Here is a 9,981-nt window from a genome sequence, read left to right as displayed (position 1 = left end):
CACACAAAAGCGTTGGTTATTGAAGCATTTAATGGGGATATTTTCTTGAATATCGCTGACAACATTTATGCCACACGTTGTTTGTTAACACATGAAGAGCATTCAGCGGTGTTTGATTTGGGTGAGAATATAAAAAAAGAAAGACGCCAATACGTTCCACCACAATCACACCCGTGGAAACTGGCATCTTTCAAACGCTATCTCAAGAGTATTGGAAAAACTCTTGAAGAGTATCAAGACAACAAGCCTGCTTGATACTTTAATAGCATACATTATTTTGCCCTATAAGTGCAATGATTTTCAAAAAAATCATTGCACTTATAGTGGCCCACATTTTGGGACATTTTCATTTTCGATTGACATGATGAATTATCACATTCTTGAATTTATTTCATAAATCAAGTATAGTTAAAGAGATATTTTCAAAAATATTTTCAGCATCTCATTTATCCAGAAAAATTACATTAGGAGGAGTTTATGCTTAAAGTTATTTTATCCGCAATAAAAAAACCACAACTATTAGTGCAAGCTACACTATTATCCAAAACATTTATTATAAAATTAGTGTTCACTCTAGCTGTTATTATTGCCTTACCAAATATTGTGACGAGTATTCACACGCTTAAACAAGCTCAAGAAGATTTCACTTTTATTGCTCAACATATTCCACAATTTGAAAACAAAAATGGCATTCTATCTAGTCAAACGCATAATAAGAGCCACGCTATTCAGACAGATACAACATATTTTTTATATGATATTGAAAATAAAATCGATAATACACAATTAGATACATTAAAACAAGATAATATTCTTAGTATTTTTGTGACTAAAACTTCCGTAGCAAGTTATATTTTAGGAAGTCAATTAAATTATTTTTCATTTTCAGAATATCCTACTTTTAGTACAAATACAATAAAAGATTACCTTGCCCAGTTTAATCAGCAAGCAAACTTGTTATATATTGGTGTTCCTATTGTAACCATTTTATTTAGTGTAATTGCCTTGTTATTAAATACGATAATTGTGTCATTTTTTACAAATGTATCATTTTTAATGCGTCAAGAAAGAATAAGATTTTCTCACTTATTTAGAGTATCGCTTATTTTGTCTGCAATACCATGTACTTTATTTTCATTTTTTGAACTTTTCGGAGTCGTTATTCCTTCTCAATCACTCATTTTAGGACTGTTTGTCATTATCGGACAACATCTTGTCTTAAAAGATGTGATACGTCAATAGTTATATCTTTTAAACTATTAAGACAATAATTCTACTTATTACTCTAACAACGCACATATGAAACAGAGGATAATTAAGATAAAACATTCAAAAAAATTATTCTGTCACAAATTAAGCGTACTATTTTTTAATATAAATCGTTTCAGACATTGTTGTACGAACAGTTTTACTCTCTCATTCAGTAGAGAACTATGTACATGACAGTAATTCGTCTAACTTAACGGATAAAACGATAAAAAGACTAAAAACTGCTAACATAGCTGTTCCTTTATCAATCTGACAAAAGTTCCCAAATAACAAAAATTGTGAGCAATCAACGTTTATAAACATTGATTGCTCACAATTTTAAACATATCACTCCAGACAATGCTCAGTTTTTCCCAGTCTTTTTAAATTTCCCAATTAAAATAGACAATTTAAACATAACATATCAAAATTTTAGTCTTTTCCAAGTCATATTTTAAGTTCTATGAATGAATATATATGACGAGTTTACAATATTAAAAGCTGAAAGCCATTTAAGTTCCAACATAAAAGAAACCAATTAAATCGATTATGTTACTTTTTGATATGACAAATCACAAGTTATTTACTTTCTATACACAATAAATCGTGTTGGTAAACAAAAAGAGTTTACTAACACGACTCCCTTTATATACCTAAGTGAAACACATTTGGCAAATCCTTTTATTTCAATGTCAATCATTCATTCAAAGTGTTCTTGTGACAACTAACTTCTTATTTTAGTATATTTTATATCAAAAAAGATACGTTTCTTATTTATAGAAAGGTATCTTTTTTACTTACAAGCATTTTACCTAAAAAACAACAAACCTTACAGATGTCTTTGCATAAAATAAACTTCTTTTATTTTTTAGCTTGACGGCGTTTCTGCCGTTCACGTTTTTCAATTTCTGTTTTCAGTTTACGCTTATATCCAGGCTTAACTGTTTTCTTTGCCTTTTTTACCATACCTTTAATACGGGCATCTGGTTCAAATGTTTTTGTGTCTTCACGTTTTTCACGACGTTTACGATCAAAGGTTTCCACCAATTCTCCATTTTTTAGTGCTACAGCTTTAAAGGAAATACCACGTTTTTCTAAAGCATTGATTGCCGTATCATCACTTGGGGTATAGAACGTGATTGCATGACCATGTAATCCGTTTCGTCCTGTTCGTCCTACACGATGAATAAAGAAATCTAAGTCTGCAGGTATGTCTAGGTTAATTACATGTGACACACCATTGATATCAATACCTCGTGCAGCCAAGTCTGTAGCAACAACGTACTGGTATTCTAATTGTTGAATTTGACGCATCAATCGTTTTCTCTCACGTGCTGGCACATCTCCGTGAATTGATGCTACTTTTAATCCACGCTCTCTCAAGGCATAAGTCACTTTTTCAGCCTTTTGTTTTGTATTCACAAAAATCATGGCTAAATAAGGCTCTCCCATAGTTAAAACATGGTATAAAATATCAATTTCATCTTGTCCTTTTGTTGATAGTAATTGATTGGTAATGGTATCTGCCACAACAGTTTCAGGTAATAATATAACTTCTTCTGGATTTTCCATATATTTTTTCAAAAATGGCTTCAATTTTTGTGGGATTGTCGCAGAAAAGACCATCATTTGTAAGTATTTTGGCATTCTTGATGCAATCTCATCAACATCGTTTAAAAAGCCTAAATCTAAAGTCATATCCGCCTCATCAATAACTAAATATTGAGCATGTTGAATATGTAAGGCATGTTCTTTCATCAAGTCTAAAATACGTCCGGGTGTTCCAATCACAATGTGTGGTTGGCAAGAATGTAATTTATTGATTTGTCTTTGTTTATCCGTTCCTCCCACAAACTGAGATACACTAATACTTGAATATTTCACTAATTGTTGGGTAATCTTATATAACTGATTTGCCAATTCTCTACTAGGAGATGTAATCACAACTTGCACTTGTGAAAGTTGACTATCAATTTTAGAAATTAACGGCAATAAGAAACTATGACTTTTTCCAGATCCTGTTTGAGATTGTCCAATAACATTTTTTCCACTTTGTATTAATGGAATAATTTTCTCTTGAATAGTTGTCGGTTGCTTAAATCCTAATTCTTCTAATGCTTGATTGATAAATTCTGGAAAACCGTATGTCAAAAATTTGTTCATGTTCTTCCTCCTATCATCCTATATTTCTATTAAAATTCAACTAAAACGCTTGTTTTTTAGCAATTATTTTACAATACAATCCATACATTTTAGCCACTCTCCATAAAACAAAAAGTGTTGGGCATATTTTCTTAACTGCCAGCTAGCAATGTACACTTGTACTTTTATAAATTTGTTCGTCATATATGTTAAGACCTTTATATTTATTAACAGGTATCTTATTAGACAAAACAAGAACTAGATCAAATAGTTGTCTAGTTCTTGAGCTCATATTATGGATGTTCATATTTAGACTATTCATATTATACACTATTCTTGCCTATTTAGCTCAGTAGAGGTCTTAAACACCTTTAAAATATTCCACCACGAATATTTAGTTTCTTTTTTAAATAGAATTTTAAGACCAATGTTATGGCACCAATAACTAAATATACGTTTTTAGGCAATACTGGATTGATACCTTCTGGAATAAGTGTGACTAAAAGCATTCCACCTAACCAAATAATCATTGAAAGTAAAGTCATTCCTAAATATTTAAGCAGTGATTTCCAACGTGCTTTTCTTAAACGAGTGTCTTCTTGGAAATTTTGAGATGCTTTAGTCACAAATAGTACAGCAAACCCCGCTACAAAATAGTTTAATAGTAATGTTACAATACCTAATTGTTGGGCAGAGGTAAATACTGAAATTAACATAAAGAACGACCCCATGAGTAAGGCTCCGTCAAGATATAATTTCCAGTCTTCTGAAGGTTTAGTTAAATCCTCTTTAGGACCTTCCAAAATACTTTTGGCACATTGTGAAACTGTACCATATAACTGTTTAGCCGTTTTTCCTGATTTTTGATGAGCAACCAATTCACTCATCATCTCATATTTAATTTTATAACGTTTATCTTCTGATAAATTGTTTAAACTGAGTATTTTATCCAATTCAAATATATACGCTTGGTTACGTTTGGTTAATTCTTGTGTTAAATGCGATACTTCAGATGCGTAATCAATAACACTTTCTTGTTCATTTTTCTTAGACATAGTTTACTTAACTCCCTTTATAACATGCTCTAATGCATAACTTTTTACTCATCAGAATCTTCTTGAGTGTTTTTTACTTTATTATGCTCTAAAAATTCATCTATAGTCATTTTTTTATTTTCTTTTGTTTTTTCAGGTTTATTATCTTCTCCAAGCTTAATATGCGGATAGTGATTGCCAATAAACGCAAAAAACGCTTGAATATCTGGTTCCATTTTTACTTTATATTTGCCTTGTCCAACAGCAAATGGTGTTATGTTTTTTTCATTAGTATTACTATTCACCGTTCCTAAATGGGCTACAATGGAATAGGTTTGAGTTTTTATACCTCTTACATATACTGTATTTATGTTATATCCTAACCATTCAATATGATCCAATTCAACACAAGCAAAGCGCTGTTTCATAAATAATATATGATTGTTATATACACTAATTGCTAATTTTGTATCATAATATTTTGAATTTTTTTCAACCAATGAGAAATCGTTCTTTAATTCAGGATATGCAGCATATAATGTTTCATACCCTTTTTTGTTTTTCCCTCGTTGAATGATTGCTACAATCATTACTCCCACACCAATAGCAAGAATTACGATGGCAAAAATTGTCATATATAATTTATTATTGCTGTATTCGGGAATTGACAACAATGACTGTGTATTCACAACATCTTTGACTTCAGTATTTGAAAAATATTGTTTAAGTTTTGTTTGAGAGGCTGCATCAAATGGTACTTGTCTAGCTGTAAAGTGATAAGGCTCTATTAACATGTCTTCCTCATCTTTTTCCAATTGTTGCAATGTTTTATCTCCTCTTGGTACTTCAACAACCACTAAATAACCATCGCTTGTCCAAGCCAAATAATAATCTCCTGTTTTTGCTTCTTCAATAAGATCACTTACAGACTGAATAGAAACGGCTAAATCTGTATTGTCATTTTTAGTATCATGTATTCCTGTATACACTTGCCCATCTTTACTTAACTGCTCGTATGTTTCAAGTAAATTAACACTCAACATAAAAATACCAAAAATAACAAATAGAATTGAAAGTATGAATCCTCCTGTTACACCTTTATTTATTCTTTGTTTCACTTTTGCCATATTTCATAACCCCCATTATATTTTTTGTGATTTATTTTTCTATGACTATTATCGTGCTATCTAACTAAGCACACAATTTCTCTTACATTCACCCTATCGACATAACACATCAAGTTATATTATATAAATACTGATTATACATTAATTATCCACAAGTAACATAATTCAGCAAAAATAAAATAACTTATCATTAATCTTCCATGCTCAGTCTTACACATTAAATCTAAAGAGCATAATATCTCCGTCTTGTACAACGTATTCTTTTCCTTCTAAACGCACACGTCCTGCTTCTTTAGCTTTTTGCATATTTCCGTATGCTGATAAATCATCATAAGCAACAGTTTCAGCACGAATAAATCCTCTCTCAAAATCAGAGTGAATAATTCCTGCACATTGTGGAGCTTTCATTCCACGTTTAAATGTCCATGCACGCACTTCTTGTTCTCCTGCTGTAAAATACGTACCAAGTCCAAGTAAAGTGTAGGCACGTTGAATTAAAATATCTAACCCTGAAATATCAATACCATAGTCTTTTAAAAATTCACGTTTCTCTTCGTCATCTAATTCAGCTACTTCTTCCTCAATTCTAGCACAAACGACTACGACTTCTGCACTTTCACTTTGAGCAAATTGACGCACTTGTTCAACATATTGATTGGTTCCACCTGTGCTTAAATCATCTTCTGAAATATTAGCTACATATAAAACTGGTTTTATACTCAATAGGAAGAAACCTTTTACAATGGCTAGCTCTTCTTCGGTAAACTCAAGTGTTCGCGCCGATTTTCCTTCTTCTAAAACAGCTTTTAAACGGGTCAATAATTCAGCCTCAATAACAGCCTCTTTATCTTTTTGTTTAGCTAATTTAGCTACACGTGCTAAACGCTTTTCAACACTTTCTAAATCAGCCAATACTAATTCTAAATTAATCGTATCAATATCCGCCAAAGGATCTACTTTCCCGTCAACATGTGTAATATTCTCATCTTCAAAGCACCGAACAACGTGACAAATGGCATCAACTTGTCTAATATGGCTCAAAAATTTATTTCCTAAACCCTCTCCTTTGCTTGCTCCACGTACTATTCCTGCAATATCTGTAAACTCAAATGTGGTTGGAACAGTTTTTTTAGGTTTCACTAATTCCGTCAATTTTTGTAAACGTTCATCTGGAACTTCCACTACTCCAACATTTGGATCAATAGTCGCAAATGGATAATTTGCCGCTTCAACTCCTGCTTTCGTAATTGCGTTAAATAATGTGGATTTTCCAACATTTGGTAATCCTACAATCCCAGCTGTTAATGCCATAATTTTACTCACTTTCCTCATTTTCTTGATGAATTGGTGCTACTTTGACCAATACTTTTTTCATTTTTTTATTAAAATCACGTCTAGGCATCAACACAAGATGCCCACAATGCTCACATTTCAAGCGAATATCCATTCCCATTCGGATAATTTCCCATTTATTTGTCTGACAAGCATGTGGTTTTTTCATTTCAACAATATCATGTAAGCCATAGCTTTTTAGTTGCATATACACACTCCTCTAGTCATCAAATCGAATATGTAGTATCTCTAAAATACGGGTTAAATCATCTTTAGACACATACTCAATTTCTATTTTCCCTCTATCCCCTTTGTCCATAATTTTCACAGACGTTCCAAACTTATCCGTTAATTGCTCTTCACTTTCTAAAATATAATATGGACGTTGAACTTTTGCTTTTTTTATCGTTTTTTTCTGTTGAGGGTTCATAATTTTTTGAACAATCTCCTCTAACTGTCTAACTGTCAAACCTTCAGAAATTGCTCTTTTTGCTAAAGCTGTCATATCATCTGTTTGATCAAGTGCTAACAATGTACGGGCTTGCCCCATGGATAGTTCACCCAATTGTAGATGTTTCTTAACGATAGGTGGTAACCCTAGTAAACGAATATAATTTGCAATATAAGGACGACTTTTTCCTAATCTTTCCGCTACTTGTGCTTGTGTTAAAGATAGTTTTGTCATTAATGTACTGTAAGCATGTGCTTCTTCCAAAGGATTCAAATCTTCACGTTGTAGATTTTCAACCACAGCAATTTCAATCATTAACGTTTCATCTAATTGTCTAACAATGGCTGGAATCGTTTCTTTTCCTGCCAACTTAGATGCTCGCACACGTCTTTCACCAGCAACAATTTCATAGCCTTTTACAGATGATTTTCTTAAAATAACAGGTTGAAAAACACCAGTCTGTTTAATAGAGTCTGCCAATTCTTTTAATGCCTCTTCATCAAAGGTTTTACGTGGTTGATAAGGATTAGGTCTAATTTGAGCTAAGGCAATGTCTTCAACTTGTTCATGATCAGCAATTTGTTCCAAAGTTTCAATTGGTGAAGAAAATAGTGTGCCTATTCCTCTGCCTAACCCTTTAGTTGCTTTGGTAGTTTTTTCTTTTTTCTCAACCATTTGCTAACACTTCCTTTGCTAATTCTAAATATAGCTCTGCACCTTTAGAGCGATGATCATAGTCAATAATTGCTTGACCATAACTTGGTGCCTCAGATAAGCGAACATTACGCATAATAATTGTATCGTATACTTTTTCTTTAAAATATTTTCGTACTTCCTCAACAACTTCTGCACCTAAATTCGTACGTGCATCAAGCATAGTGAGCAATACACCTTCAATTTGCAAATCTTTATTGAAATGTTGATGAACTAAACGGATTGTATTCCATAATTGTCCCAATCCCTCTAAAGCATAATATTCACATTGAACAGGGATTAACACAGAATCACTAGCTGTAAAAGCATTTAACGTTAATGCTCCTAGAGCAGGTGGGCAATCAATTAAAATATAATCATATTCCTCAACAACTGTAGCAATAGCCTCTTTTAAAAGACGCTCTCTATTTGGAATAGTATAAAGTTCCATCTCTGCTCCTGCTAAATTGATAGTCGCTGGAACAACAAATAAATTCTCTCGACTAGATGGACAAATCGTTTCTCGAATAGGTCGCTTGTCTACTAGAACGCTATAAATATCTCTATTTTCAACATCAGACTTATTAATGCCTAATCCACTTGTTGCGTTCCCCTGTGCATCACTATCAATTAATAGCACTTTATGCCCTAAATAAGCTAAACTCGCTCCCAAATTAATGGCAGTTGTTGTTTTTCCAACACCACCTTTTTGATTAGATATTGCAATCACTTTTCCCATATTTTCCCTCCTAACACAATGGATTTTTAGCAGGAATACCTGCTTTTCTTGGATATTTTTTTGGTGTTCCTTTTATCTTTTGTATCAATAAAATATGGCGTATTCCAGCTTGTTCAGGCAATTCAAACGAAATATCCTCTGTTAATATGCCACCTAATATTTGAATAGCCTTACTGGCTTCTTGCTTTTCTTCAATTCCACTACTAGCTTTCATTGCAGCAAAATATCCCCCTACTTTAACTAACGGAATGCACAATTCACTCAATAGGTTTAGTCTTGCTACTGCTCTTGCTGTAACGACATCAAACATTTCTCTAAACTGTTTCTGTTGAGCAAATGTTTCTGCTCTATCATGGTAGCAATATACCTCATCCAAAGCGAGTTCTTGAACTAATGTTTTTAAAAAAGTAATCCGCTTATTCAACGAGTCAACAATCGTGACTTTAAGATGTGGAAATAAAATTTTTAAAGGAATACTTGGAAAACCTGCCCCTGCACCAACATCACATATATGAATAGAATGTTGTAAAAGTGGCGTACGCAATAAAAGTGTTACAGAATCATAAAAATGCTTCAAATACACTTCTTCTTCATCTGTAATTGCTGTTAAATTCATTTTTTCATTCCATTCTATCAATAAGTGATAATATGTTTGATACTGTTGTTCTTGTTGTGCAGTCAAATGAATATTATGCGTTGATAAAATGTCTTTAAATTGTTGAGGTGTCATACTGTTCTCCATATCAATGTTACACAAATTTAAAATGTTTCACGCTATCCATTGTAATGTATTTCCACAGTTTTATCAAGTTAAAATCCTACGAAATTATACTCATTCTTTTTATACAATACATTAGTCTTTTCGTTTAAATGAAATTCTCGAATTGTAAAGCCAAGTGCAACAGTACATGAAAAATACTAAAGTCACAGTCTATGTCTGTGTGCGACATAGTTGTTTTGTAATGGAATAGGTGTAACGGTCAAGGTATTAGCGTAGCGAGCCTTTACGGTTACACCTATTCTGTTATAGTTTATGTCGTTGCACACAAACGATTAAACATAGTATGAGGTGTATCATAGTCTAGTAGACGTCTAGGTCTATTATTTAACGCATTTTGTATAGTTGTTATCATTTGAATAGGTACTAAATTAAATGATTTTCCCTTCGGTAAAAATTCTCGAATTAAACCATTGTGATTTTCATTAGTCCCTCGT

The 9,981-nt window shown here is 32.5% G+C and carries 9 protein-coding genes and 2 pseudogenes; 2 read left to right on the top strand and 9 right to left on the bottom strand.

All coding sequences use genetic code 11. From position 1 onward, the window contains the following. Together E4T68_RS07525 and E4T68_RS07520 are read left to right on the top strand one after the other, a co-directional pair. Nucleotides 1-255 (top strand): annotated as a pseudogene (locus E4T68_RS07525) (ISNCY family transposase); the annotation flags it as partial. Between the two features lie 222 nt (nucleotides 256-477). Continuing rightward, nucleotides 478-1,242 carry a DUF1189 family protein gene (locus E4T68_RS07520; protein ID WP_135125664.1) on the top strand — a complete coding sequence of 255 codons (765 nt, stop codon included), beginning with the start codon at nucleotides 478-480 and terminating at the stop codon, nucleotides 1,240-1,242. A gap of 867 nt (nucleotides 1,243-2,109) precedes the next feature. On the opposite strand, the gene E4T68_RS07515 is transcribed toward E4T68_RS07520, so the two are convergent. The 9 genes and pseudogenes from E4T68_RS07515 to E4T68_RS09605 form a co-directional block, all read right to left on the bottom strand. Beyond that, nucleotides 2,110-3,411: a DEAD/DEAH box helicase gene (locus E4T68_RS07515; RefSeq protein ID WP_135125662.1), complete on the bottom strand. Its 1,302-nt coding sequence runs from the start codon at nucleotides 3,409-3,411 to the stop codon at nucleotides 2,110-2,112. Nucleotides 3,412-3,761: 350 nt separating this feature from the next. Further along, nucleotides 3,762-4,445 (bottom strand): DUF1129 domain-containing protein, encoded by a 684-nt coding sequence (locus E4T68_RS07510; RefSeq protein ID WP_135125660.1) that lies wholly within the window; start codon nucleotides 4,443-4,445, stop codon nucleotides 3,762-3,764. Nucleotides 4,446-4,489: 44 nt separating this feature from the next. Continuing rightward, nucleotides 4,490-5,551: a hypothetical protein gene (locus tag E4T68_RS07505; protein WP_135125658.1), complete on the bottom strand. Its 1,062-nt coding sequence runs from the start codon at nucleotides 5,549-5,551 to the stop codon at nucleotides 4,490-4,492. Between the two features lie 210 nt (nucleotides 5,552-5,761). Next, nucleotides 5,762-6,862 carry a redox-regulated ATPase YchF gene (gene ychF, locus E4T68_RS07500; RefSeq protein ID WP_135125656.1) on the bottom strand — a complete coding sequence of 367 codons (1,101 nt, stop codon included), beginning with the start codon at nucleotides 6,860-6,862 and terminating at the stop codon, nucleotides 5,762-5,764. Nucleotides 6,863-6,866: 4 nt separating this feature from the next. Next, a complete protein-coding gene (locus tag E4T68_RS07495; protein ID WP_135125654.1) occupies nucleotides 6,867-7,091 on the bottom strand; it encodes a DUF951 domain-containing protein in 225 nt (74 codons plus the stop codon). A gap of 12 nt (nucleotides 7,092-7,103) precedes the next feature. Next, on the bottom strand, nucleotides 7,104-8,009 hold the full coding sequence (locus tag E4T68_RS07490; RefSeq protein WP_135125651.1) for a ParB/RepB/Spo0J family partition protein: 906 nt from the start codon (nucleotides 8,007-8,009) through the stop codon (nucleotides 7,104-7,106). Continuing rightward, nucleotides 8,002-8,766: a ParA family protein gene (locus E4T68_RS07485; protein WP_135125649.1), complete on the bottom strand. Its 765-nt coding sequence runs from the start codon at nucleotides 8,764-8,766 to the stop codon at nucleotides 8,002-8,004. The genes E4T68_RS07490 and E4T68_RS07485 overlap by 8 nt, the downstream gene beginning before the upstream one ends. A gap of 10 nt (nucleotides 8,767-8,776) precedes the next feature. Next, on the bottom strand, nucleotides 8,777-9,496 hold the full coding sequence (gene rsmG, locus E4T68_RS07480) for a 16S rRNA (guanine(527)-N(7))-methyltransferase RsmG (protein ID WP_135125647.1): 720 nt from the start codon (nucleotides 9,494-9,496) through the stop codon (nucleotides 8,777-8,779). Nucleotides 9,497-9,797: 301 nt separating this feature from the next. Next, a pseudogene (locus E4T68_RS09605) lies at nucleotides 9,798-9,981 on the bottom strand (IS30 family transposase); the annotation flags it as partial.

Origin of the sequence: Granulicatella sp. WM01 (assembly GCF_004570605.1) — a bacterium.
GTDB lineage: Bacteria > Bacillota > Bacilli > Lactobacillales > Aerococcaceae > WM01.
This window is presented reverse-complemented; position numbering and strand designations above follow the sequence as displayed.

Excerpts from the sequence above, each read along its gene's own strand:
- E4T68_RS07510 (WP_135125660.1), bottom strand. The coding sequence starts at position 4,445 with ATGTCTAAGAAAAATGAACAAGAAAGTGTTATTGATTACGCATCTGAA.
- E4T68_RS07515 (WP_135125662.1), bottom strand. The coding sequence starts at position 3,411 with ATGAACAAATTTTTGACATACGGTTTTCCAGAATTTATCAATCAAGCA.
- E4T68_RS07490 (WP_135125651.1), bottom strand. The coding sequence starts at position 8,009 with ATGGTTGAGAAAAAAGAAAAAACTACCAAAGCAACTAAAGGGTTAGGC.
- E4T68_RS07495 (WP_135125654.1), bottom strand. The coding sequence starts at position 7,091 with ATGCAACTAAAAAGCTATGGCTTACATGATATTGTTGAAATGAAAAAA.
- E4T68_RS07505 (WP_135125658.1), bottom strand. The coding sequence starts at position 5,551 with ATGGCAAAAGTGAAACAAAGAATAAATAAAGGTGTAACAGGAGGATTC.
- E4T68_RS07485 (WP_135125649.1), bottom strand. The coding sequence starts at position 8,766 with ATGGGAAAAGTGATTGCAATATCTAATCAAAAAGGTGGTGTTGGAAAA.
- E4T68_RS07520 (WP_135125664.1), top strand. The coding sequence starts at position 478 with ATGCTTAAAGTTATTTTATCCGCAATAAAAAAACCACAACTATTAGTG.
- rsmG (WP_135125647.1), bottom strand. The coding sequence starts at position 9,496 with ATGACACCTCAACAATTTAAAGACATTTTATCAACGCATAATATTCAT.
- ychF (WP_135125656.1), bottom strand. The coding sequence starts at position 6,862 with ATGGCATTAACAGCTGGGATTGTAGGATTACCAAATGTTGGAAAATCC.